The sequence below is a fragment of the Tsukamurella paurometabola DSM 20162 genome (assembly GCF_000092225.1).
Classification (GTDB): Bacteria; Actinomycetota; Actinomycetes; order Mycobacteriales; family Mycobacteriaceae; genus Tsukamurella; species Tsukamurella paurometabola.
Map to the genome: position 1 here is coordinate 3,140,853 of NC_014158.1, position 24,101 is coordinate 3,164,953.

Below are 24,101 nucleotides of genomic sequence, written 5' to 3' on the forward strand. Positions count from 1 at the left end.
TCCCGTCGTTCACCTGTCCGTGACCATCACTCCGGAGTGACCGGCATCACTTTTTTCCTGTGAGTCCCGTCACTTTCCGCAGGTCATTGCATACGCGAAGGTCTCCTGCGTTTCGTCGAGCTGACCTGGACCTAAGGGGAATCACAGGCAATCGTGACCGGACCGTTACCAAACCGCGACCGGTTCGCGGCGGGATGACGGACGCGCGTCCAGCACCTAGTGTCTCTCTCGACCCGCTCGGCGGGACAAAACTGAATCCACGAACCCGCGTGTGAGTGGGCCCGCCGCCGAAGTGATCGAGATCCCGGCGCCGGACCGAGGAATGCGACGCACCACGTCGATCCGTCGGTTGACCGAGTCTTGTCAGCCCACTGCCGTGCCCGACAGAGAAGGCACGGTCCATATCTTCCCCGACACCTCTGCCCCAATCGGGCTGTGTCTTGGCGTGCGCAAGGCGAAAGGAACCCCTTGAAGAACATCCGCAAGACCCTGGGCATGATGGCCATCTCCGGCGCGATCGTCGCCGCTCCGGTTGCGTTCGGCACCGGCGCCGCGAATGCCGGCAGCGTCAACTGGGACGCCATCGCCGCCTGCGAGTCGGGTGGTAACTGGTCGACCAACACCGGCAACGGCTACTACGGCGGCCTGCAGTTCAGCCCGTCCACCTGGCGCGCCAACGGCGGCTCGGGCCTGCCGCACAACGCCTCGCGTGCCGAGCAGATCCGCGTGGCCGAGAACGTTCTGGCCTCGCAGGGCATCGGCGCATGGCCGAGCTGCGGCGGTCGCGGCTAATACGCTTCCCCCACGCCTGTGGCGGTCGATTCCCCGGAATCGACCGCCACAGGCGTTTTCGTGACCTGACACAATCGTGCGCGTGGTCCGTCCCGGCGTCCTGATCCTGCTGACGAGCCTGTACTTCGCGCAGGGCCTCCCCTTCGGCTTCTTCACGCAGGCCGTCCCCGTGATGCTGCGCGATGCGGGCTACTCGCTCACCGCGATCAGCCTCACCTCGTTGCTGTACCTGCCGTGGGGCGTCAAATTCCTCTGGGCCCCGGCCGTCGATCGGTTCGGCACCCGGCGGCGATGGTTGCTCGCGACGCAGCTCGGAGCAGCGGGAACCGCATTCCTCCTGGCCACCGCCGACCTGTCGGCGTCGCTGCGCTGGCTGTTCGTCGCGATCGCGGTGATCAACCTCCTCTCCGCCACCCAGGATGTCGCCACCGACGGCCTCGCGGTGCGCATGCTGGGTCCCCGCGAGCGGGGACTCGGCAATGCCATCCAGACCGGCGCCTACCGCATCGGAATGATCGTGGGCGGCGGCGCACTGCTGTGGGTGTACGCGGAGGCCGGCTGGCGGGTCCTGCTGCTCAGCCTCGGCGGCCTCATCCTGCTGTGCACGGTCCCCGTCGTCCTCCTGGTGCGCGACGACGACCCGGTCGCACGCCCCGTCGGCGACAGCCGACGGGCGGACCTCGCGAGCGCGTGGTGGGAGCGCCTTCGCCGACCCGGTGTGGTGGCCCTCATCGCACTCCTGGCCGCCTACAAGTTCGGTAACGCCATGGCCTCGTCGGTCGCGGGACCGTTTCTCAAGGACTCCGGACTCACGTTGCAGCAGATAGCCCTCGTGAACGGAGCATTGAGCTCCGCGGGAGCACTGGCGGGATCGGCCGCCGGCGGGTGGCTCGCGTTCCGGTACGGACGCCGCCCCGCCCTGGTGTTCGGCGGGGTGTTTCAGACCGCGGCGATCCTGCTCTACATCGCCGCCGCCATCGGCATCGGCGGCTACGCATTGATCGTCACCGCGTCGCTCGCCGAACACATCCTCGGCGGCGCCGCGACCGTCGCACTGTTCACCCTGATGATGGACGCCAGCGAGGAGGAACACGCGGGCGCCGACTACACCCTGCTGGCGTGCGCGGTGGTCGGCGCGCAGGGCATCGCCGGGGTCGCGGCCGCGGCGCTCGGGGACGTCCTCGGCTATCCCGTGGTGTTCTCCGTGGCGACGGTGCTGTCCGGGTTCGGGTGCCTCGTGTTCGTCCGGTCGTTGGACCGCGGGGCGGGCCCGGCATCACTCACCACGTGGATTCCGCGACCAGCGCGCTGACGGATCAGGCGGGGACGGTGGCCTTTTCGTCGCCGGCTCGGCGCTCGCCGGCATTGCGCTCGGCGATCTCGGTGATCGAATCCGCGGACTCGAGATTCGCGTCACGGCGGTACTGAACGAAGGAGTACGCGAAGGCCGCGATCCATCCGGCGACGATCACGGCGTAGACCACGCGCTGCAGGCCCGGGTCCAGCGCGAGACCGCTCTTGCCGATCAGGGTCCGGGCGTTGGTGAGAATGATCAGGCCACCGACGGAGGCACCCAGCAACCGGGGCGGGAAGTGCCGCACGAGCCACGCCGCGATCGGAGCAGCGATCACGCCGCCCGCGAGAATCGCTCCGGCGTAGGCGAAGTTCACGCCTTCGCTGCCGAGGTTGGCGAGGAAGCCGAGTGAGGCCGCGAGAGCGATGAGGAACTCACTCGTGTCGATGGTGCCGACCACCTTGCGCGGTTCCATTCGGCCGGAGGCCAGCAGGGCGGGCGTGCCGACCGGCCCCCAGCCTCCGCCGCCGGTGGCATCGACGAAACCGCCGAACAGTCCGAGCGGAGCCAGGAACCGGGACTTGAGCGGGCGCCCCAAGTTCTTGGTGTCGATCCCGCGGAAGGTGAAGCGCAGCAACACGTACAGACCGAGTAGTAGCAGGATCACCGACATCAGCGGCTTCGCGACCTCGGTGGACAGATTGGAGAGCACCGTCGCACCGACGAAGGCGCCGATCGCACCGGGGATACCGATGCGGCGCACCACCTTCCAGTCGACGTTGCCGAAGCGCCAGTGCGAGGCACCGGAGACGGCGCTGGTGCCGATCTCCGCCAAATGGATCGTCGCGCTGATGGCGGCGGGCGACAGCGTCGTCAGTGCCACCAGGAAGGTGGTGGCGGTGACGCCGAACGCCATTCCGAGACTGCCGTCCACGAGCTGACCGAGCAGGCCCACGAACGCGACGATGAGCAGGGTAGGCATGGGTGATCTCCTCGAGGCTGCGCACCGGACGAGGGGACTCGTCCGCGTATGACACGCCACTGTGCCGCCGCGCCCGCCGGAGCGGAACAATCCGGTTCACCGTGATCGCAATACCGCCCGCGACCAGGCCTTTAGTGCGCGCAATCAGTTTTCGCGGGGGCGCTCCTCCGGAAGCGTGCGAACCACCCGGCAAGGATTGCCGACGGCCGCGACGTGGTCCGGAAGGTCGCGCGTCACCACGCTGCCGGCCCCCACGACGGCGTTGCGCCCGATCGTCACGCCGGGGCACACGATCACTCCCCCGCCGAACCACACGTTGTCGCCGATCGTGATCGGCTCCGCGGTCTCCCAGCGCGCCCGGCGCGCCGCGTGATCCTCGACCGGATGCACGGCAGTGAGCAGCTGCACCCGGGGACCGATCGAACAGTCGTCACCGATGGTGATCGACGCGCAGTCCATCAGTATCGCGTCGTAGTTCAGGAAGCTGTTGGCGCCGATAGTGATGTTCGTGCCGTAATCGCACTGGAAACGCGGCATGATCCAGGAGCCCGCGCCGAGGCCGCCCAGCAGCTCGTGCAGGATCGCGGCGCGCTCAGCGTCCTCATCGGCCCCGGTCGCGTTGAACCGGTCCAGCAGGCGCCCACAGGCCTTCCGCATCGCGACCAACTCGGGGTCGCTGTCGAGATAGCGCTCTCCGCTCAGCATCCGCTGCGCATTGCTCACTCCCCGACCGTACCGACGATTGAGCAGTATGCTCCCCACTTGCAACCGCCGTGATGGTCTCCTCGTTCGTTTTCGGCGTCGACGAGCCCGAACTGGTTCCGTTCCGCTTGGTCCCCTCAGAAGTCTGGTCCGTCGAGAACAACATCGACATCGCGAACATGGACTGGTGGGACTTTCTCGGCGCCCTCGACGCCGACGGGGTCTTCCGCGGCTTCTGAGCAACGCGAAGACGTAGTGGCAGGTGAATGCCACCACCCAATCGTTCGATTCGAACTCTCGGACGGCCTGAGCCGCCCGCCGCTCCCCTCTAGGAGACGTCAGCAACGATGGGCTGCAACACACTCGGAAGATTGGTCATGATCCCCGCTACGCCGATACCCACGAGTCGCCGAAAATCGGACACAGGGTCGTCTGCGCTGATGTCGCCATACAACGTGTCTGCGCACGTCCACACCGACTTTCCCCTCCGATGAACCCGCGCGACAAGTTCGGCCCCGCTGTCATCATCGGTGAGAATCCATGACGGCCACAGGCGGACCATATCCGCACCGCCCCGCACAAACGCGTCGATCTCGGAGAAGTCCGGAGGCAGGTCGGTACGCCCCGGCACCAGCGCGAGGGTTCGTAGGCCACGGTCAATCGCGGTGAACTCGCCTAGATCGGCCAACGTCCGTGGGCCGAGAATGACTCGCTCCGCAAGTGCCATCCGTTCGACCAGAGCCAGCGCATCTCGCTTCACGCTGTCCGGGCAATCCTTGATATCCAGTAAGACGTGCAAATCCGTCGACGCTATCGTCTGAAGCACCGTGGCGAGAGTCGGCACACGCTCGCCGCGAAACCGCCGTCCTGCATGACTTCCAGCGTCCAGGGACATGACCTCATCGAGCGTGAGTTCGTCTACACGCCCGCGTCCATCGGTTGTTCGGTCCACTGTCTCGTCATGCATCACGACAAGGTGCCCGTCTGCAGTAACCCGGAGGTCAACCTCGACCCCATCGACGCCGAGTTCGGCTGAACGTTCGATTGCAGCGACAGTGTTCTCCGGCGCGTCAGCAGCGAGACCGCGATGGGCGATGACAGCGACCGCAGATCCATCAGGCATGCCCCGACGCTACATCCGGTTGCGCGCTGTCTTGCAGACGGTTTTCCACCGGGGTGAACGTGGGTCTTGACCGAGAAATGCGAAGACCCCCGGACTTCTCCGGGGGTCTTCGACCTAGTAGCGGGGACAGGATTTGAACCTGCGACCTCTGGGTTATGAGCCCAGCGAGCTACCGAGCTGCTCCACCCCGCGTTGGGTGAACACCACGTTACTGGAACCTGCTCACGAAGTGCAAATCGTTTGAACGTGATGCCCGTCTCCCGGGTCGGCGCGGTCGCTCACGCGCCGGCCCGGGAGCCGAAATCAGTTGCCGCCCCGCGACTTCGTCTCGGCATCCTGCAGCTTCGACACGGCATCGCCGAGCCGCTGCATGGCCTGCCCGACAGCCACCTGATCGCCGTTGCGCTGGGCGCTGAGCACGGCTCCCCAGGCATCCGACACGGCCTTCACCGCGGCTTGGATCTCCGGAGTGTCGCCGCCGGGCACCGTCGCCGGCACCGGGGGCGTTCCCGGCGTTGCCGGCGTACCGCCCGGCACGGTCTCGTTCGGCCCGCCACCGCTGACGCCCGGCGCGGCGGCGGCGAGTGCCGCGTCGACGCCGCGGAAACCGGCCTGAGTGAGCGAGGCCGCCACCGTCGGCTGGTAACCGGCACCGGAGGTGACCGGGTTCAGGGTGAGCACCTTGATCAGCTTGGGCGGGGTGTTCTGCTCGCTACTCTGCGCGTACATCGGCCACACGTACACCTGGCCGCCGTTCGCCAGCCCGAGGGCCTGGAGATTGCCGAAGCGCGGATTGAGCGCCTTGATGTTCGCGTTATCGGCGGTGTACGGCGGCGAGCCCTTGATCAGATCGGCCGCCTGGCTCGGCCCCGGCGTACGACGAGGCATATCGCGCACGATGATCCGGTTGGCGTCGTCACCGTCGGACGAGACCGACACCCTGGCCGCGACATACGGCTGATCGCGTGGCTGGAGCAGCGAGGCGAGCTGGAACTGCGTCGCGCCGCCGCCCGGCGCCGCAGCCACCGAGTAGTACGGCGCCTGCAGTCCGTCCTTGTCGGGGGTGTCCGCCGGCGCACCGGCCACCTGCCACACGTCGTTCTGCTGGCGGTAGGTGTTCGGATCACTGGTGTGGTACTTCTGCAGCAGGAAGCGCTGTACCTCGAAAAGGTCCTGCGGGTACCGGAAGTGCTCCCGGATCTCCGAGGGCACCGCGTCACCGTTCTGGACGACCCCGGGGAAGATCTGCTTCCAGGCGTTGAGGACCGGGTCGTCGTTGTCGACCTGGTACAGCTTCACCGAGCCGTCGTAAGCGTCGACGGTGGCCTTGACCGAGTTGCGGATGTACCCCACCTTCTCGTCGGGCTGGCGCCGCTGCTGCGGCTGCCCGGGCGCCACCTGCTGTCGCGAGCCGGTGGCATCGGAGAGCGAGGTCTGCTGTGCGTACGGGTACTTCGGCAGCGTGGTGTAGCCGTCGACCACCCACACGATGCGGCCCGACTTCGAGTCGACCACCGGGTAGGTCTTCGTATCGACCGTGAGGAAGGGCGCGATCTGCTTGACCCGGTCGCGCGGATCGCGCTGGTAGATGATCTTCGAATCCTCACCGATGTTCGGGTTCAGCAGGATGTTCCGCTCGGTGAACTTGATCGCGTACGCCAGTCGCGGCAGCCACGAGCCCACGTTCACGCCGCCGCCGCCGTCGTAGCGGGACTTCTCGGTATCGCTGTCGTACTCCCGCGGCTCGCCCTTGCTGCCGACGATCGAGTAGAAGTTCGGGTCGGAACCGATGATCTCGCCGTAGTAGATGCGGTTCTGCTTGACCGTCTGCTTGTTGCCCACGCCGTCGCGGGTGAAAACGGGCTGGCCGCCGGCGGTGTTGACCGCATCGCGTCCGGCCTCTGTCACCACCTGGTTCACCTCACCTGCGGGAGCCGTGATCAGACCGTTCCCGTGGGTGTAGACCATGTGCCGCGAGGTCCAGTCGGTCGGCGTCTTTTCCGGATTCAGCTCGATCGGCGCCATGAGCACATTGGTCTGGCGACCACCCACGTCGTAGCGGTCGACCGCCAGCTGATCCGGCAGGCGGTAGTACTCCTTGAGCTGGTTGAGCGTGGAGAAGGCGCGCGAGACCACGTTCGGGTCGAGCAGGCGCACGTTCTGCAGCGACGGTGCGTCCTTGGGCGTGAGCGTCTGGAGCACTTCGTCGGTGACCTTCGAGTCGGTCTTCTCGTATTTGGCGTCCGTGAGGCCGTACGCCTGTTTCGTCGACTCGAGGTTGCGGGCGATGTACGGCAGCTCACGCTCGGTGTTGGGGCCCACGGTGAAGGTCTGCACCGCCTTGGGCCAGCCGACGCCGACGACGAGCGAGGAGAACAGCATGAGCACGGTGGCGATCGCCGGGACGCGGAGGTCGCGCATCACGATGCCCGCGAAGAAGGCGGCGGCGCAGATGATCGCGATACCGGTGAGGATCGCCTTCGCCGGGAGCATCGCGTTGATGTCGGTGTATCCGGCACCGGTGAACATGTTCGAGCGCTCCGAGTACACCAGCGCGTACCGGTCGAACCAGTACGCCACGGCCTTCGCGAGCAGGAAGGCACCGGCGATCGAGGCCAGTTGGATGCGTGCGCCACGGGAGAGCGAGCCGTCGCGCCCCGCGAGCCTGATACCACCGAACACGTACTGCGCCAGCACGTTCGCGAGGAACATCACCACGAGGCCGGCGAACACGAAGCCGAGGGCGAACTCGATGAAGGGCAGAGTGAAGGCGTAGAAGCCGATGTCCTTACCGAACTCGGGGTCGGTCGTGCCGAACGGCTGCCGGTTGAGGAACAGCAGCACCTGCTGCCATGCCGACTGTCCGAAGATGCCGCCGATCAAGCCCACCAGCAGCGGCGGGACGATGGCGAAGGTCTTGAGCTTGCTGGTGACCACGGCGCGGTAGCGCACCACCGGATCGTCGGTGGGTGAGGGCAGGAAGGCGGGGCGCACGCGATACGCCAGCCACAGCCCGGCGAACGTGAACGCCGCCATGATCAGCCCCGTGACCACGAACAACGCGATCCGGGTGAACAGCACCGTGCGCAGCACGTCCGCATGTCCGAGAGAGGAGAACCAGAGGAAGGCGGTGTACACGTCCACCACCCGGGGGCCGATCAGCAGCAGCGCGAGCAGCGCCACCGCGACCCCGATGAGGATTTTGGCCCGCCTCGACAAGGAGGGGATGCTCGCAGCACGAGGAGTCGTCACGGGTTCCACTGTACGGATTTGACGGAATTGAAGAAGGGGCGGCTCCAGGCCGCATCGACCCTCGGATGCGATCATGGGGGACGTGACGGGCGACGAGACGGACCAGGCATTCGACGAGGCGGCGCTGGGCCGCGCGGCGCAGGAGGCGATCGAGTTCGTGGAGCCGCAGGGCTGGGGCCAACCCCCACAGCTGTTCGGACTCGTGCCCACCGCTCTCCTCGCGACCAGTCAGCCCGAGTGGGCCGACATGCTCGACGACGGCGCCTCGCTCACGGTGATCGAGCAGGAGCCGCTTCCGGGCGACCCCGAGGGCGGCAGCGCCGAACTCGACCGTGTACTCGCCACCACCACCTGGCCCGAGGAGGTCGTCGGCTGCGCCCTGGTGCAGGAGATCATCGTGCTGCCGCCCACCGCGGAGTCCGATCTCGACGGTGCCCTCGAACCCCACCTGGCCGACAAGGAAGCGTCCGACCGCGCGGGCCGCGAGGCTGCGGAGAACCATCCCGAGCGCCGCACCGCGCGGATGGTCGCGGCGGTGCTGCGCGACGGTCACCGGATTACGCTGCTGACGCTCCGTCCCGACGAGGACGACGACAATCCGTTCGCCTCGAACGATCTACTCCGCGCCGATCAGCTCGCACCCGGTCTGATCCAGGGGCTGCTCGCCACGTTCGACGAGGACTGATCAGCACGACGGTGCCGGGCGCCCCTCGCGGATATCGGCGAGCGCAGTGAGGGCACCGTCGAGGTTGTCGACCTTCACCAGTTGCAGGTCCTTCGGCGGTGAGGTGGTGGCCTCCGCGCAGTTGCGTGCGGGCACCAGGAACACGCTCGCGCCGTCGCGCTTGGCGCCCTCCAGCTTGTGAGTGATGCCCCCGATGGGGCCCACGGCACCGTCGGACGCGATCTCGCCGGTTCCCGCGACCACCTTGCCCCCGGTGAGGTCTCCCGGCTCGACCATGTCGATGATGCCGAGCGTGAGCATGAGGCCCGCCGACGGGCCGCCGACCTTCTCGACCCCGAAGTCCACCTGGACGTTCGGATCGGCGGGTACCTGACCCACGACGACGCCGAGACGCGCCTTACCGTCCTTCTCGCCCAGCACGACCGGAACCTGGGCCGGGCCCTCGGCCCGGCGTACCGCGAGCGTCACCGTGTCGCCCGGCTTCTTCCCCTCGATCGCCTTGGAGACCGTGTCCGGGGCGGTGACGGGCGCACCGTCGACGGATTCGAGGACGTCGCCGCTGCGCAGCTTGCCGTCCGAGGGGCCGTCCTTGACGAGGCCCGTCACGCCGATCGCGGTGGGCACCTTGAGGTAGCGGAGCGCGGCGACGGTGGCGGAGTTCTCCGAGCCGACGAACTGCTCGCGGTTGCCCTCTTCGATCTGCTCCCGCGAAGCGCCGGGGCGGTAGTACGCGTCGCGCGGAGCGAGCTGATTGCCCTTGAGCCACATACCCAGTGCGCCGTACAGGTTGAGACCGTCGGTCACGGCGACGGTGGTGAAGCGCAACTGTCCCGCGGGGTGATGCACGGGCAGACCCTTGACGGTGACCACCTGCTTGCCCTGGTAGTCGCCGAGGGTGTCCGCGGTGTCGCCGGGGCCCACCGACACATAGGGCACCGTCACGAACATCCCCAGCAGCGCGAGCACCAGCAGCGGTATCAGCGCCGCGAGCACCGTCGTGATCCTGCGTTCCGTCACGCAGCACACAGTAGTCGCGGCTGTTCGCGCACAGCGTGACGGAGCCGACGGCGCGGGGCCGCCGCGGGCAGTACCGTGGGCATATGAACGATTTGCCCTTCGGTTTCTCCCAGCGGGATGACGACGGCGACGGCCGTGACAAGCCGTTCGGCGCGAATCAGCCCTTCGATATGAGTCAGCTCGGCGACATGCTCAGCCAGCTCGGCCAGATGATCTCCGGTATGGGGTCGGGAATGACGGCGCCCGGCGCCGCCGGCGGTGACCCGGTGAACTACACCGTGGCCTCGCAATTGGCCCGGCAGACGCTCGGCAGGCACGAGCCCGTCACCGACGGTCAGCGCCACGCGGTCGACGAGTCCATGCACCTGGCACAGCTATGGCTGGACGAGGCCACGGTACTGCCGGCCGGTCCGCAGAAGACGGCGGCATGGACCCCCGTGGACTGGCAGGAGAAGACGCTGCCCACGTGGAAGCGGCTGGTGAATCCGGTGGCCGAGAAGGTCTCCGGGGCGTGGCTCGGCGGTCTCCCGGAGGAGGCGCGCGAGATGGCGGCCCCGATGATGGGCATGTTCAGCCAGCTCGGGTCGATGTCCTTCGGCACTCAGCTCGGCCAGGCCCTGGGCACACTGTCGAAGGAGGTGCTCACCAGCACCGATATCGGCTTACCGCTCGGGCCCGACGACACCGCGGCCCTCCTTCCCGCGGCCATCGAGGAGTTCGGTAAGGACCTGGAGCAGAAGGACCAGGAGATCCTGGTCTTCCTCGCCGCCCGTGAGGCCGCCTACCAGCGGCTGTACTCGCACGTGCCCTGGTTGCGCGCCCGCGTCCTGGATGCGGTGGAGCAGTACGCGCGCGGTATCCAGTTCGACATGTCGGGGATCGAGGAAATCTCGCGCAACCTGGATCCGTCGGCGCTGTCGGATCCGGCGCAGCTGGAGCAGCTCATGGCGCAGCAGAACGCCGCGATGCAGCCGAAGGCCACACCGGAGCAGAAGGCGGCGCTGGAGCGGCTCGAAACCCTCCTCGCGTTGATCGAGGGCTGGGTCGAGACGGTGGTCAACGACGCCCTCGGGGAGCGCCTGCCCAGTGCGGCCGCGCTGCGCGAGACGATGCGCCGCCGTCGCGCCTCGGGCGGTCCCGCGGAGCAGACCTTCGCCACACTCGTGGGCCTGGAGCTGCGCCCGCGCAAGGTGCGCGAGGCTGCCGCGCTGTGGGAGAAGCTGCTCGCGGCCACCTCCATGGAGCAGCGGGACGGCGTCTGGGAGCACCCCGACCTGATTCCGGATTCCTCCGATCTCGATGCGCCCGCCGGCTTCATCGATCGGATGCTGGGCGATGCCTCCGACCTCGACGATCCCATCGCCGCTCTGGAGCGTCAGATGCAGCGCGACGCGGACGAGGACAAGGGCAGCCCGGAATAAGTGGTCCACGCGAGCCACTTCGCCGGGGCGCACGTTTCCGCTGATCAATTCGCATTTTCGCCTGTGGATAACGGGGCCTGAACCCGTCCCGGGACGGATCGCGCGTGACACAGTCCGGGGATGGAGAATCGGCTGCGGCTCGATCCGCATCTGACGCTGGTGGTGCGGCCGCCCACGCTCGTGCAGCTCGGCGCGTCCGCCACGGGCGCTCCCGTGCTGCGGCCGCCGCCGTGGCTGGCCCCGGATTCGGCTGCGGGCCTGCTGCGCTGGTTGCAGCGCTTCCGCACCGCATCCGAAGTGCATCGCCGGGCTGCGGATGCCGGTCTCACCGACGGCGACGTCGCCGAGTTGTTGTCGGTGCTACGCGGTTTCGATCTCTTGGAGACCGAGCTCGCAGCATCGAGTCTCCGAGTGCACCTGCACGGCCGGGGCCATGTCACCGACGCGGTGCTCAACGAGGTCGCCGACCTGGACGGTGTGCAGGTGACGGCGGGCACCTCGCGCAGTTGGTCGCCGGAGGGCCGCGATCTCGACTTGGTGTTGCTCACCGATGTCCTGTCCCCGGACCCGGTGCTGGTACGCCGTTTGATGCGGGCGCGGGTACCGCACCTGCCGGTGGTGGTGCGCGACGGTGCCGGCGTGATCGGGCCGCTCGTTCTGCCCGGCGCCTCGCCGTGCCTGCGGTGCCTGGACCGGACGCGCACCGATGCCGACCCCGGCTGGCCGTCTCTGGCGTGCCAGTTGTTCGGGCGGTCGGGGCGGGCATCGTCGCAGGTGTTGCGGATGACTGCCGCGGTCGCTGCGCTCCAGGTGCAGGCCATCGCTCGCCGCGGGCCGGGCGCGAGCGGGTCCGGCTCGGGCGACGACGGTGCCGAGTTCGGCGCGCGCAGCGACGACCCCGCGGTCCTCGGCTGTACTTTGGAGGTCGAAGGCTGCGGTATCGCCGTCCGGCGATGGCTCATGAATCCGGCATGCGGATGCGGAAGGTCCGATGCCGCAGCGCACGCGACCGGATGACGTCCAGGAGGCCAGGTGTCCGAGATCACCCGTGGCGGCGCGAAGCGCACCGCCAAGCTGGCGGGCCTGCCACTGGGTATGGCGGGCCGCACCGCGGTCGGTTGGGGTAAGCGGCTGGCCGGCGCCGATAAGGATGACGTGAACGCCGAACTGCAGGCCAAGGCCGCGGAACAGTTGTTCGCTGTGCTCGGCGAGCTCAAGGGCGGGGCGATGAAACTCGGCCAGGCGATGAGTGTGATGGAGGCCGCGGTCCCGCCGGAGTTCTCCGAGCCCTATCGCGAAGCCCTCGCCAAGCTGCAGAACGAGGCACCGCCCATGCCCGCGGCCACCGTGCACAAGGTGCTCAGCCAGCAACTGGGCACCGGATGGCGCGAGCGGTTCCAGTCCTTCGATGACACCGCGGCGGCGTCCGCCTCGATCGGCCAGGTGCACCGCGGTGTGTGGGGCGACGGGCGCGACGTGGCCGTGAAGGTGCAGTACCCGGGTGCCGACGAGGCGTTGCGTGCCGACCTCAAGGCGCTCGGCCGGCTCAGCTCGGTGATCAAGCCGCTGACCCCGGGCACGGATATCAAATCTCTGGTGCAGGAGCTCACGGACCGCACCGAGGCCGAGCTGGACTACCGGTACGAGGCGACGAACCAGCGCAAATTCGCCAAAGCCTTCGACGGCGACCCGAACGTGCTGGTGCCCAAGGTGATCGCGAGCGCACCGAAGGTGATCATCAGCGAGTGGGTCACCGGTCGGCCGCTGCGGGACGTGATCGCGAACGGCACCCAGGCCGAACGTGACGATGCGGCCGCCAAGCTCACCGAGTTCGAAGTGAGCGCGCCGGCGCGCACCGGCCTGCTGCACGGCGATCCGCATCCCGGCAACTTCATGATCGCGCCGGACGGCCGCCTGATCGCGCTGGATTTCGGTGCCGTCGCCGAGTACCCGGGCGGCATCCCGCCGGCCGTGGGACAGATACTGCGCCTTGCCCGCGATGAGGACTACGACGCCCTGTTCCCGCTGCTGCGCAGTCAGGGTTTCATCCCGCCGCGGCTCGACCTGTCGCCGGAGGACATCCGCAACTATCTCGCGCCGTATGTCGACCCGCTGCGATCGGAGAGCTTCCACTTCACCCGCAAATGGCTGATGCGGGTGGCGAACACGTCGACCGATGTGCGCAGCGAGCAGTTCCAGACGGGACGCAAATTGTCGCTGCCGACCGAGTACGTGATGCTGTTCCGGGTGCTCCTGGGGATGGTGGGCATCTGCTCGCAGATGGAGGCGGAGGCGCCGTACCGCGGCATCGTCGAGCACTGGGTACCGCTACTCGACGACGAGGACTGACGTCTAGACGAACGCTCCCCCACCGGTGATCTCGCGGCCGACGAGCAGCGACTGGATCTCGGCGGTGCCCTCATAGGTGACCAGGGCCTCCATATCGCAGAGGTGCCGCATCACGTGGAATTCGAGCGTGATCCCGTTGCCGCCCAGCACGTCCCGGGCGAGGCGGCAGACGTGCCGAGCTTTGACGCTGCAGAAGTACTTGGCGAGCGCGGCCATGGTGTCGGTGACCGCACCCTCGTCGAGCAGGCGCCCGAGGCGGATGCAGTACAGCTGCATCGCGGTGACCTCGCCGAGCATCTCGACCAACTTGGACTGCACCACCTGCGTGTTCGCGATGGGTTTGCCGAATTGCACACGCTTCTGCGCGTAATTGAGGGCGATCTCGTAGGCGGCGACGGCGTGGCCCGTGGACGCCCATGCCACCTGATTCCGGGTGCCCATCAGCACCTTCGAGACGTCCGGAAAACCGTTGCAGTTCACCAGTCGACGATCGTCGGGGATGCGCAGATCGTCGAGCACGATATCGGCGTTCTGCACCATGCGCAGTGACACCTTGCCGCCGATCTTGGTGGCGCGGTAGCCGGGATCGTCCTTCTCGACGACGAAGCCCTTCACTTTGCCGTCGGCGGTGTCGCGCGCGAAGACGATGATGATGTCGCACCAGACGGCATTACCTGGCCATCGCTTGGCGCCGTTGATCACCCAGTGGTCGCCGTCCCGGGTGGCGGTGGCTTCCAACGCGACCGAATCCGATCCATGGTTCGGTTCGGTGAGCGCGAAGGCACCGATCTTCTCCAGCCGAGCCATGGCGGGCAGCCATCGCTGACGTTGTTCCTCGGAGCCCAGGATGTAGATCGACTGCATGGCCAGGCCCACGTGCACACCGATGAACGTGCCGATGCTGCCGTCGATCCGACCGAGCTCGTACGAGACCAGGCCCTGGCCCACGGCGGTCATGGGAGTGGTGCCGTATCCCTGCATCGTGTCACCGACGATCTCCAGTTCCCGCAGGCCCGGGAGGATTTCGAAGGGGAATTCGCCGCGCTCCCAGTAATCGTTGACGATGGGGAGCAACTCGCGCTCACCGAACTCGCGAACCTTGAGTAGCAGGGCCGCCTCATCGTCGGTGATCAGCTCCCGCATGTGCAGGTAGTCGGTGCCGCGCGAGCGCGCGATCCCCTCCGCCAGGTCTTCGGTGGTCTTATCGGTCATGACGCCTCCCGGAGTGTGATTCAGATCACTATCAGCCTGGTTCACTCTGCCTTGCGAAAGCACATCGGACAAGGGGCGGAGGGTAGCGTCGGGGCCGCGCGCTCCCCGGAAACGAGTGAGCCCCGATCCTTTCGGATCGGGGCTCACTGCCGTCAGGCCGCATTCTTGCGCGGGCGGCCGCGGGGCCGCTTACGGGCGATCACGACGCCCTGATCGAAGATCTGGCCTCCCCACACGCCCCAGGGCTCGGCGCGCTCGAGCGCGGCGGCCAGGCAGGCACGCTGAAGGGGGCAGGTCTCGCACAGTTGCTTGGCACGCTCGAGATCCGACGGGGTCTCGGCGAACCACAGATCGGGATCGCCTGCACGGCAAGGGATGCGGCTCTTGCCGGTGATGTTGATATTGATGGGTTCTACGGAGCAGACGGGTCTGTCATCCAGGATGGTCGGCACTTCTGGTCACCTTTCCACCTGTTCGTTCAGGTGGCCTCGGTAGCGGCGCCTGGTGAGGCGCACGGGATGTTCTCGGTCGAGTGCGCGAACCGTGTGGGGCGGTGGCCTGGCGAGAGACCCGACGGTGCGGGGCTGTTCAGGTACCGGGAAACCACGGGTTCCGCGCGGCTGCGGGTCCCGTGGTGAATGTGAAGAAGGTGGGTCTGAGACCTAACCTCGTCGCATATGACACACGGGGCGCTTGAGCGGTTCGTGATCGACGCCGTGAATCGGCTTCGCGCCGCGGAGACGCCACAGTCGGGGCGTCATCATCGCGGGCAGCGTGTAGGAGGCACCGTCACGAACCGCTGTTGCAGCGAACACTCCACCCTTTGCTGCGGTGAACTGGTCTGCGTTGATTACTGCGTTGTTCATTTCGTTTGCCTCCTTTCGCGCGATGGTCAATCACGTTCCGGCGGCGAGGGTGTACCTCGCGCGTCATCCCGTGCGGTCGAGATCCACAGTATGCCGAAGAAAGATCGAGCACAAGTTATTTTTGACCTGCGGTTATCCGATTTTCTCGATCGGTTTCAGCCGTGCTCGGCGACGAGAGCCAGCACCTCGTCGCCATACTTCTCCGCCTTCGTCGCACCGATCCCGTTGATCCGCACCAATTGCGCACGGCTGCGCGGCTGGTGTTCGGCGATCGCGAAGAGGGTGGCGTTGGAAAAGATCGTGTACGGAGGGATCTGCTGGTCGCGCGCCTGCCCGGTGCGCCAGATCTTCAGCGCCTCGACCAACGCATCGTTGAGGTCGGACGGACAGTCGTCGCAGCGAGAGCGCAGCTTCTCCTCACGGGTGTCGAGGATGCCGCCACACACGCGGCAGATATCAGAGGAGCGCCGCTTCCCCTTCGAGGGCCCCGAATCCGCCACGCGGGGACGGCCCGCATCGGCCTGCGCGGAAACCACATCGAGGAAGCGGGTGCGCTTGCGGGTCTTGCGGCCACCCTCGTTCCGCGCGAGCGCCCAAGACAGATGCAGGTGTTCGCGGGCGCGGGTGACGCCCACGTACAGCAGGCGGCGCTCCTCCTCGATCGGTTCGGGGTCTCCCTTGGCGATGGCCTGCGCGATCGGAACGGAGCCCTCGGTGAGACCGACGAGGAAGACCGCGTCCCATTCCAGGCCTTTCGCCGCGTGCAGCGAGGAAAGTGTCATGCCCTCCATGGTGGGCGGATGCTTGGCCTCGGCCCGCGCGCGCAGCTCACCGATGAGCTCGGCGAGGGTCAGGCCGGGTCGTTGTTTCGCGAGGTCGGCGGTCAGCTCGACCAGAGCGTTGAGGGCCTGCCACCGCTCGAGCGCACGGGCACCGTCGGGCGGCTCTGTGGTGCGCCCCAGCGGTTCGAGCGCACCTTCGACCATCGACATCAACTCGTCGCCCGAGATGCCGCCGAACTGCCCCGCGCGCGACATGAGTTCGCGGACGGCCTGCCCGATCTCGGGGCGTTCGAAGAAGGCGCTGCCGCCCCGCACCTGGTACGGGATGCCGGCCTCGGTGAGCGCGGCTTCGTGGACGGCCGATTGCGCGTTGATCCGGTACAGAATGGCGATCTCGCTGGCGGGTACGCCCGAGGCCATGAGTTCTCGGATGCGCTTGGCCACCAGCTTCGCCTCGGCAGGCTCGTCGTCGGCCTCGGCATAGATCGGGGACGGACCGTCGGGGCGCTGGCCGATGAGTTCGAGCCGAGTGCCCGCGACGCGGCCCTGTGCAGCGCCGATAACCTTGTTGGCCAGGGAGACCACCTGCGGGGTGGAGCGATAGTCGCGTTGCAGGCGGACGATCACCGCGTCCTCGAACCGGCGGGTAAAGTCGAGCAGGTAGTTCGGGGTGGCGCCGGTGAAGGAGTAGATGGTCTGATTCGCATCGCCGACCACGGTGAGATCGTCGCGGTCGCCCAGCCAGGCGTTGAGGAGCTGCTGCTGGAGCGGGGTGACGTCCTGGTACTCATCGACCACGAAGCTGCGGTAGCGGTCGCGGAACTCGTCGGCGACCACGGCGTTGTCCTCCAGGATCGCCGCGGTAACCAGGATCAGATCGTCGAAGTCGAGGAGCCGGTTGCCGTCCTGGTCGGTCTTGCGGCGCTCGTACGCGGCGTAGACATCGGCGACGGTGCCGGGTGCCATCGGGGCGGTGCGGCCGGCCTGTTCGACGGCCTGCGCGTAGGTCTCGGGGGTGACCAGTGAGGCCTTCGCCCAATCGATCTCGGCGAGCAGGTCGCGCACGGTGTCGGTCTCGGGGCGCAGCTCGCAGTCGCGCGCGGCGCGGCCCACGATGGGGAACTTGTTGTCGAGCAACTCCCAGCGGGTGTCGCCCACTGCCCGCGGCCAGAAGTAGCGGAGCTGGCGCATCGCGGCGGCGTGGAAGGTGACGGCCTGGACACCCGGAGTCCCGTCGCCCCCGCCGATGCCCAGGCCGCGCAGCCGAGCCCGCATCTCCCCCGCGGCGCGGGAGGTGAAGGTGACGGCGAGAACCTGACCTGCCGCGACGTGGCCGGTGGAGACCTGGTGCGCGATGCGGTGGGTGATCGTGCGGGTCTTGCCCGTGCCGGCGCCCGCCAGCACGCAGACCGGTCCGCGCGGTGCGAGTACCGCTTCCTGCTGCTCCGGGTCCAGTGCTTCGATCACGGGGCCGAGTATTCCAGTCGGGTCCGACAGGTCGTGTTCGACGGGGTCACGCCTCCACGTTCTCCTGCCGACGGAACAGCAGACCCCACCAGTGTGCGAGCACGTATGCAGCCAGCGGCACTACGACGACGGTGCCGAGGCCCCCGACGATCCAGGCGAACGGCCCCGCCGCGGCGGCACCGCGGTCGGAGACGGTGGTGATGAGATCCATCGATGCATTAGTCGCGACGAAAAGGAGAAGGAAGGTGTACGCGTCGAGTCCGAACCAGTGCGCCACCTTTGCGATACCCAGCCAGATCACAATCAGGGGACCCGCAACGCAGAGGAGCACGAGGGCGCCGACGAGTCCAGCCTTATGCTTCACCCATCCCCACATGGTGTTCAGTGTGCCAAATCCAGCGATGTGATGCCCGGCGCAGCCGCCAGGCGCGGGGAAGAACTGCGAACCGTGCATGGTTGAGTAGCGGTATGAGCCAATTGACCATGTACACCACCTCGTGGTGCGGATACTGCAACCGCCTCAAGACCGGCCTGAAGGCGAACGGCATCGAGTGGACCGAGATCAACATCGAGGAAGATCCGTCGGCCGCCGAGTTCGTGCAGGGCGTGAACGGCGGTAATCAGACGGTGCCGACGGTCAAGTACTCCGATGGCAGCACGGCCACCAACCCTTCGCTCGCCGACGTCAAGCGCAAGCTCGGAGTCTGATCAGCCCGCCACTCGGGGTAGGAACGGATTGTGGTTGAGGGGACCGTTACGGACCTGCACCAGCATCGTTCCCTCGGGAACGTCCACCGTGATCGCGCGTTGAGAGATGCGGGGGCTCGCTCCCGATTGCCAACGCCTTCGCAGGAACGTGGTCACCGTGCGGTGACCCGCCACGACAGGGATGTCGATCGGCGCACGCCACCTGGCGAGGTGCGGCACACCGTCGTCGAGCTGAACCCACGGACGGTACACAATCCGGACGAACCACGCGTTCACCCAGTGCGGGGCGAACGCGATCCGCAGTGTCGCGGTCATGCGCTAGTGCACTCCAGCCCAGGCCTCGACGATGGCGCGGGCGATGGAGATCGAATTAGGCAGGAGTAGAGGAGCATCGGGGGCATCGGTGCTCCAGTCCCCCGCCGCAAGGGCGTCACGAACCTCGCGACGGCTGAACCAGCGGGCCTCGGCGATCTCACCGTCGCGAAAGACCAGTTCGGCCTCGCGGTCGGCGCGAGCGGTGAACCCGAGCATGAGCGACCGTGGGAACGGCCACGGCTGGCTGGCGACGTAGGTGATCTCGTCGGCCGCGATGCCGATCTCCTCGTACAGTTCCCGGGCAACGCACTGCTCCAGCGACTCCCCGGGCTCGACGAACCCGGCGAACAGCGAGAACAGTCGCTCCGGCCACTGCTGCTGGCGCCCCAGCAGCACCTGATCGGCGCCGTCGTGCACCAGCGTGATCATCGCGGCGTCGGTACGGGGAAACTCATCCCCGCCACCCTCGACCGTGCGCACCCATCCGGCCCGTCCAGGCACCGTTGCGCGGCCGTCGACCGGCGAGAAGACCGCCCCGGCATGCCAATTGAGAATCCCCAACGCCTCGGCGAGCAGGGCGGCGTCGACGGCGGACAGCAGGTGACCACGCATCCGCAGATCGGCGCCGTCGAACTTCTCGACGCGGAGCGCGAAGATCGGCGCGCCGTCGACCCTGCCGAGCAGCACCGCGTCGGCCGGCCGCTCGCCTGCGACCTCGTGGCCGCGGGCGAACACGAGTGCCGTGCCGTCGAGGTCGAACCGGCCGCGGGGATCGATGCGCAGTACTTTCGCGGTGGGCCAGGCCGCATCGAGAGCGGCCTCGTCGGCGCGGAGTTCGTCGGCGCGGTCGACGTGGTAGCGGGACAGGAGCGGGGGCACGGTCAAGCTGAGCTTCGCCACGCTCACCATCGTAGGCTGTGGTCATGATCGAGCCGATCGTGGACGCCGACTGGGTCCGGAACCATCGTGACCGAGTGATCCTCGCGGACGCCCGCTGCTACCTGGATGGGCGGTCCACGCGCGCCGCGTACGATTCCGGCCACCTCCCCGGAGCGGTGTACGTGGACCTCGACGCCTACCTCGCCGCCCCGCCCTCTCCCGCCGACGGCCGCCATCCGCTGCCGACGCCCGAAACCTTCGCGGAGGGCCTGTCCGCCGCAGGCATCGGCGACGGCGCCACCGTGGTCGCCTATGACGACGAGGGCGGCGTGATGGCCGCGCGTCTCGTCTGGTTGCTGCGCGCTCTCGGGGAGGATGCCGCGCTGCTCGACGGTCCGCCCGAGGCGGTGGCACCGCTCACCACCGAGGCTCCGCCGGCGCGGTTCGCCGCGTTCACGCCGCGTCCGTGGCCGGAAGCGAAGCTCGCTTCCATCGATGAGACCGCCGCCGCAGCGGAATCCGGCGCTGCTCCGGTGATCGACGCCCGCCCCGCCGAGCGCTTCCGCGGGGACCTCGAACCGATCGACCCTCGCCCGGGGCACATTCCCGGTGCCCGGAACGTGCCGTGCCGCGAGAACCTGGACAACGGCCGCCTGCTTCGTGTTGACGCGCTGCGGGCACGCTTCACCGACGCCGGTCTCACACCGGACGGCGAATACATCGCCTACTGCGGTTCGGGGGTGACTGCGTGCCACAACCTGGTGGTGGCAGAGCACGCCGGATTCACCGGCGGGAAGCTGTATCCCGGCTCCTGGTCGCAGTATTCGGCCGACGGCTCCCGCCCCGCCGCCACCGAAGAGTGACCTCTCACGCCGCCTGCGGTGGTGCGGTGGACCGGTGCAGATGTCCTGTCGGGGTGTGGGTTTCGACGGTGTGCCGCCCGCTGCTGTCGTCGACGGTGCGGCTGGACCAGCCCGCTGCTTCTTTGGCGTAGTTGCACGCCGCGCACAGCCCCTGCCCGTTCTCCAGGCTGGTGCGGCCACCGTGCGCGTCCGGAATGATGTGGTCGGTGTGGGCGATCGGGGCGTCGCAGTACGGGGTGCGGCAGTACCGATCCCGCGCGGCGATCAGCTCCGCCAATCCGGCCGGGAACAGCCGCGACCGGGAATCGAGCCCGACCACGGCACCCGACTCCGGTCGCACGTAGAGCCGTTTGACCCACGCCACCGCATGCTCAGTGGCTCGCCCGACGAGGTGCCGTGCGATCTCACCCGGCAGTGTGCCGCCACCGGCCAGGTGCGCGGTTCCCGGCTGGTCGCCGAGCAGCACCGCTGCGGGCATGGTGAGGTTCACCGTGACGGGCAGACCGTCCGCGATGTCGCGGCCGGTGATCCTGGCGAAAGCCGTGTCGGCCATGATCTGTCCGCGACTGCGGCTCTCGCCTGGGGTGCCGAAGATGCTGTCGGCGGCCGTCTTCACCGCCGCATAGACGCCGACGGCTTGGGCGACCGGCAGCAGGATCGATACTCGCGCCATGCAGTCCGGTGCCGGACGGATCGTGACGCGACGATCTTTCGCCGCCAGCGCCGCACGATCGACCGTGGCCCGGGCATCGAGCCGATAAGCCACCTCTTTGACCTGATCCTGCAACCGTCTCAGCCCGAGCCCGGACGCCACGAAGCTCTCCCCGCACAACTCGTTGTCGGCTTCGGTCTTCAGGCGGGGTTCCAGGTGCGAGACCCCGGACACGATCACCTCCACCGCCTCCGGTGAGAGGTCACCATCACGCAACCGACCCAGCGTGGCGGGCAGGTCCCGTTCCAACACCGTCGCCCGCGACAGCATCGCCGCGGCCCGATGCGGCGAGACCCGCAGTGCGAGCGCCACCTCGGACGCGACACCGGCCTCCCACCGCTCCTGCGCGACACCCGCCGCGATCCGCTCACACACCCGCGTGCGCAGCAACTCGACGATCAACCGGTACTGATCGAACACCACCCGCGCACGCAACCGCTCCAACGCGGACAGCCCGGCGACCACATCACCGCCAGGCCCTGAGTCGCTGTTTTCCTCTTCCATACCCGAACACTACGACCACCCACTGACAAGTTTTCAACTTGTAACCTCAACTCAACCAATGCTTTTGAAAGAGTGTCCCGATGCCCTCGGCATGCGTCGAGCGCGGCCACGCTGAAGCGTCTAGCAGTGATGATCAACGATCTGACCGAGCGCCATCCGATGGTTGCCCGCACAGCGAGCCGCCGGCGTCCGGCGGCACCCTCGCACCACACCGGCCGACACCGGGAACTCAGGTCATCCGCGCGGCAAGGCGGCAGGCGTTCATGTACGCGATCGCCTCCACGGAGATCATCGGATTGACCCCGCTGGGTGTGGGGAAGCACGACGCATCGGCGACCACCAGGTTCGGCACCTCCCAGGTGGCGCCGTCGGGATCCGTGGCCGATGTCTTCGGGCTCCCGCCCATCGCCGCGGTGCCCATGATGTGAAGAGCGGCCATCAAACAGCGACCTGGCGCATACCCCTGTTCCTGTGCGGCGGCGGCGAATCCGTCGAGCGGACCGGGCAGCGTGGCCGCCACCCGGACCTGGTGCGCCGACCGCACCGAGCTCGCTCCAGCCGCGGCAAGGATCTGGGCGGCCCCGACGATGCCGCGGTGCATGTGCGCCGCATCGTGATCGTTGATCCGGTAATGCGCCACGGGTTCACCGTTCCGCCCCACGGCGACCCGACCGCTCCCGGTATCGCGCGTGATCACCCCCACCACACCGAGATTGCGCAGCGCACGCATCTCCTCCGCCAGCTGTTCCGCCGAGTGCCAGGGCTGGAAGATCGCAGCCGCGCCGGGATGCATCGGACCGGTCTCGTAGATCACGCCGTACCCGCGGCCGTCGAGATCGGCGTGCTCGGTCGAGTATCGCGTCTGCAGGCCGCCCTCCCAGGGCCGGATGTCCTCGTCGAATCGGCCCGCGACCGCGGTCGCCGGATGCAGCCGCAGATTCGCGCCGATCTGCTTGTTACGCAGTCCCGACCGGCGCAGGAGTGCCGGCGTCTGGAGCGTCCCCGCCGCGACCACGACCGCCTTCGCCGCGACGATGAGCGGCGCACCGTCGGACATGACCGCCTCGACGCCGGTCGCCCGGCCCCGCTCGACCCGCACTCGCCGCACGTCGGCCCCCACCACGATGCGTGCTCCACCGTCGGCGGCGTCCTGCAGCCAGGTCTTCGCAGTCGACTGTTTGGCGCCGATCCGGCAGCCGTAGCCGCATCGTCCGCATTCCACTCCCTGATCGCAGCCGACCACGTTGCGCGGCATGGCATCGCAGTGCCAACCCAGCGCCCGCAGCCCGCGTTCCATCACGGCGTCGCGGTGCGCGATCCGGTCGTGATCGGTATTCACCGACAGTCGCTGCTGCACAGCCGCCAGCGCGCGGTCGTACTCCTCGCCGGCGAACTGGGTGGCGCCGAGCCCGGCCCATTCGGCCCGCACGTGATCCGGGGTGGGGAACGACGTTGTCCAGTTGACCACGGTTCCGCCACCCAGGGTGCCGCCCGCCATGAGCGAGAGCTGTCCTTCTTTCGTCGCGGCGGGTGGGCCCGCGTACAGGGACGTGAGCGCCTCCAGTTCGCCCGCGCCGAAGTCCCGGTCATCGTGGTAGCCGCCCTTCTCCAGCACCACCACGTCCAGCCCCGCGGCAGTGAGCACGGCGGCCGCGGTACCGCCACCGGCGCCCGACCCCACGATCACCACATCGGCCGTGAGCGCGGCGCCGCCCGGCGGCACGACCAACGGCGTGATCGGCCGCGGCGGCGCATCGGGGAGCGGACCGAAGGCCTCCGGATACCCGATGGCGGCGCGCACCGCGGTGGCATCCGGCGCGATGTAGTAGGCACCGATGAGCAGCGAACGCAGCCCCTGGAAGATCGATCGCTTCGCTCCGACCGACGACGAGCCCCAGCGCAGCAGGGCCGCCTCGCGTTCGGCCGGTGAGACGGCGGAGAATCGCCGCGGGCCGATCCCGTGCACCATCCCCATCCCTGGGGTGTCCCACAGATCGAGGAAGATCTTCATCTCCCGGAGCTCACCCGGCAGCAGTTTGTGCTCGGCGGTACGCGTCACTGTCGCCATGTAGTCGAGATCGCGGGGAGCGGGCGCACCGTCGCCTCCCGGGACGAGGGTCTCCGCGATCGCGAGGAGCGCCTGGGCCTGACGGGGCGTGAACGTGTCTGAGGTCAC

At 68.0% G+C, this 24,101-nt stretch carries 22 protein-coding genes and 1 tRNA gene; 9 read left to right on the top strand and 14 right to left on the bottom strand.

The window, feature by feature from the left end:
- Window positions 1–468: 468 nt before the first annotated feature.
- Both TPAU_RS15170 and TPAU_RS15175 read left to right on the top strand, forming a co-directional pair.
- Complete coding sequence (locus TPAU_RS15170) at window positions 469–792, top strand: transglycosylase family protein (RefSeq protein ID WP_013127633.1); 324 nt, start codon at window positions 469–471, stop codon at window positions 790–792.
- 76 nt (window positions 793–868) lie between these two features.
- Complete coding sequence (locus TPAU_RS15175; protein WP_013127634.1) at window positions 869–2,104, top strand: MFS transporter; 1,236 nt, start codon at window positions 869–871, stop codon at window positions 2,102–2,104.
- A 4-nt stretch (window positions 2,105–2,108) separates the two neighbouring features.
- On the opposite strand, the gene TPAU_RS15180 is transcribed toward TPAU_RS15175, so the two are convergent.
- Complete coding sequence (locus TPAU_RS15180) at window positions 2,109–3,068, bottom strand: sulfite exporter TauE/SafE family protein (RefSeq protein ID WP_013127635.1); 960 nt, start codon at window positions 3,066–3,068, stop codon at window positions 2,109–2,111.
- 144 nt (window positions 3,069–3,212) lie between these two features.
- The gene (locus tag TPAU_RS15185) at window positions 3,213–3,773 is read right to left on the bottom strand and encodes a sugar O-acetyltransferase (RefSeq protein ID WP_041945131.1); all 561 of its coding nucleotides are present in this window, start codon (window positions 3,771–3,773) and stop codon (window positions 3,213–3,215) included.
- A gap of 71 nt (window positions 3,774–3,844) precedes the next feature.
- Between TPAU_RS15185 and TPAU_RS23195 the strand changes: the two genes are divergently transcribed.
- The gene (locus tag TPAU_RS23195; protein WP_222836874.1) at window positions 3,845–4,009 is read left to right on the top strand and encodes a DUF6924 domain-containing protein; all 165 of its coding nucleotides are present in this window, start codon (window positions 3,845–3,847) and stop codon (window positions 4,007–4,009) included.
- 89 nt (window positions 4,010–4,098) lie between these two features.
- Here TPAU_RS23195 and TPAU_RS22450 read toward each other — a convergent pair whose 3' ends face one another.
- The 3 genes from TPAU_RS22450 to TPAU_RS15200 all read right to left on the bottom strand — a co-directional run bounded on the left by TPAU_RS22450 (window position 4,099) and on the right by TPAU_RS15200 (window position 8,145).
- The gene (locus tag TPAU_RS22450; RefSeq protein WP_013127637.1) at window positions 4,099–4,893 is read right to left on the bottom strand and encodes a glycerophosphodiester phosphodiesterase; all 795 of its coding nucleotides are present in this window, start codon (window positions 4,891–4,893) and stop codon (window positions 4,099–4,101) included.
- A gap of 118 nt (window positions 4,894–5,011) precedes the next feature.
- Window positions 5,012–5,085: transfer RNA gene (locus tag TPAU_RS15195), tRNA-Met, on the bottom strand.
- Between the two features lie 111 nt (window positions 5,086–5,196).
- A complete protein-coding gene (locus TPAU_RS15200) occupies window positions 5,197–8,145 on the bottom strand; it encodes a UPF0182 family membrane protein (protein ID WP_041945132.1) in 2,949 nt (982 codons plus the stop codon).
- A 73-nt stretch (window positions 8,146–8,218) separates the two neighbouring features.
- On the opposite strand from TPAU_RS15200, the gene TPAU_RS15205 reads away from it, so the two are divergent.
- Entirely contained in the window at window positions 8,219–8,830 is a 612-nt protein-coding gene (locus TPAU_RS15205; RefSeq protein WP_013127639.1) for a PPA1309 family protein, read from the top strand.
- Here the strand turns inward: TPAU_RS15205 and TPAU_RS15210 are convergent, their stop codons facing one another.
- Complete coding sequence (locus tag TPAU_RS15210; protein WP_013127640.1) at window positions 8,831–9,847, bottom strand: YlbL family protein; 1,017 nt, start codon at window positions 9,845–9,847, stop codon at window positions 8,831–8,833.
- Window positions 9,848–9,930: 83 nt separating this feature from the next.
- Between TPAU_RS15210 and TPAU_RS15215 the strand changes: the two genes are divergently transcribed.
- The 3 genes from TPAU_RS15215 to TPAU_RS15225 all read left to right on the top strand — a co-directional run bounded on the left by TPAU_RS15215 (window position 9,931) and on the right by TPAU_RS15225 (window position 13,617).
- Window positions 9,931–11,268 carry a zinc-dependent metalloprotease gene (locus TPAU_RS15215; RefSeq protein ID WP_013127641.1) on the top strand — a complete coding sequence of 446 codons (1,338 nt, stop codon included), beginning with the start codon at window positions 9,931–9,933 and terminating at the stop codon, window positions 11,266–11,268.
- A 120-nt stretch (window positions 11,269–11,388) separates the two neighbouring features.
- Window positions 11,389–12,285: a hypothetical protein gene (locus TPAU_RS15220; protein WP_013127642.1), complete on the top strand. Its 897-nt coding sequence runs from the start codon at window positions 11,389–11,391 to the stop codon at window positions 12,283–12,285.
- 15 nt (window positions 12,286–12,300) lie between these two features.
- Window positions 12,301–13,617 (top strand): ABC1 kinase family protein, encoded by a 1,317-nt coding sequence (locus TPAU_RS15225; RefSeq protein WP_013127643.1) that lies wholly within the window; start codon window positions 12,301–12,303, stop codon window positions 13,615–13,617.
- 3 nt (window positions 13,618–13,620) lie between these two features.
- On the opposite strand, the gene TPAU_RS15230 is transcribed toward TPAU_RS15225, so the two are convergent.
- The 4 genes from TPAU_RS15230 to TPAU_RS15245 all read right to left on the bottom strand — a co-directional run bounded on the left by TPAU_RS15230 (window position 13,621) and on the right by TPAU_RS15245 (window position 18,308).
- The gene (locus TPAU_RS15230) at window positions 13,621–14,829 is read right to left on the bottom strand and encodes an acyl-CoA dehydrogenase family protein (RefSeq protein WP_013127644.1); all 1,209 of its coding nucleotides are present in this window, start codon (window positions 14,827–14,829) and stop codon (window positions 13,621–13,623) included.
- A 152-nt stretch (window positions 14,830–14,981) separates the two neighbouring features.
- Window positions 14,982–15,236, bottom strand: coding sequence for a WhiB family transcriptional regulator (locus tag TPAU_RS15235; RefSeq protein ID WP_041945135.1), 255 nt, complete (start codon window positions 15,234–15,236; stop codon window positions 14,982–14,984).
- A 614-nt stretch (window positions 15,237–15,850) separates the two neighbouring features.
- On the bottom strand, window positions 15,851–17,944 hold the full coding sequence (locus tag TPAU_RS15240; protein ID WP_013127647.1) for an ATP-dependent DNA helicase UvrD2: 2,094 nt from the start codon (window positions 17,942–17,944) through the stop codon (window positions 15,851–15,853).
- Window positions 17,945–17,990: 46 nt separating this feature from the next.
- Complete coding sequence (locus tag TPAU_RS15245) at window positions 17,991–18,308, bottom strand: hypothetical protein (protein WP_147291101.1); 318 nt, start codon at window positions 18,306–18,308, stop codon at window positions 17,991–17,993.
- 104 nt (window positions 18,309–18,412) lie between these two features.
- Here TPAU_RS15245 and TPAU_RS15250 point away from each other — a divergent pair, with 104 nt between their 5' ends.
- The gene (locus TPAU_RS15250; protein ID WP_013127649.1) at window positions 18,413–18,652 is read left to right on the top strand and encodes a mycoredoxin; all 240 of its coding nucleotides are present in this window, start codon (window positions 18,413–18,415) and stop codon (window positions 18,650–18,652) included.
- On the opposite strand, the gene TPAU_RS15255 is transcribed toward TPAU_RS15250, so the two are convergent.
- Together TPAU_RS15255 and nudC are read right to left on the bottom strand one after the other, a co-directional pair.
- Window positions 18,653–18,967 (bottom strand): hypothetical protein, encoded by a 315-nt coding sequence (locus TPAU_RS15255; RefSeq protein WP_013127650.1) that lies wholly within the window; start codon window positions 18,965–18,967, stop codon window positions 18,653–18,655. It abuts the gene before it with no gap.
- Window positions 18,968–18,970: 3 nt separating this feature from the next.
- Window positions 18,971–19,876, bottom strand: coding sequence for an NAD(+) diphosphatase (gene nudC / locus TPAU_RS15260; RefSeq protein WP_013127651.1), 906 nt, complete (start codon window positions 19,874–19,876; stop codon window positions 18,971–18,973).
- A 14-nt stretch (window positions 19,877–19,890) separates the two neighbouring features.
- Here nudC and TPAU_RS15265 point away from each other — a divergent pair, with 14 nt between their 5' ends.
- Window positions 19,891–20,709 carry a sulfurtransferase gene (locus TPAU_RS15265; RefSeq protein WP_013127652.1) on the top strand — a complete coding sequence of 273 codons (819 nt, stop codon included), beginning with the start codon at window positions 19,891–19,893 and terminating at the stop codon, window positions 20,707–20,709.
- Window positions 20,710–20,713: 4 nt separating this feature from the next.
- Here the strand turns inward: TPAU_RS15265 and TPAU_RS15270 are convergent, their stop codons facing one another.
- Complete coding sequence (locus tag TPAU_RS15270) at window positions 20,714–21,925, bottom strand: HNH endonuclease (RefSeq protein WP_013127653.1); 1,212 nt, start codon at window positions 21,923–21,925, stop codon at window positions 20,714–20,716.
- Between the two features lie 229 nt (window positions 21,926–22,154).
- Window positions 22,155–24,101: a GMC family oxidoreductase gene (locus TPAU_RS15275; RefSeq protein WP_013127654.1), complete on the bottom strand. Its 1,947-nt coding sequence runs from the start codon at window positions 24,099–24,101 to the stop codon at window positions 22,155–22,157.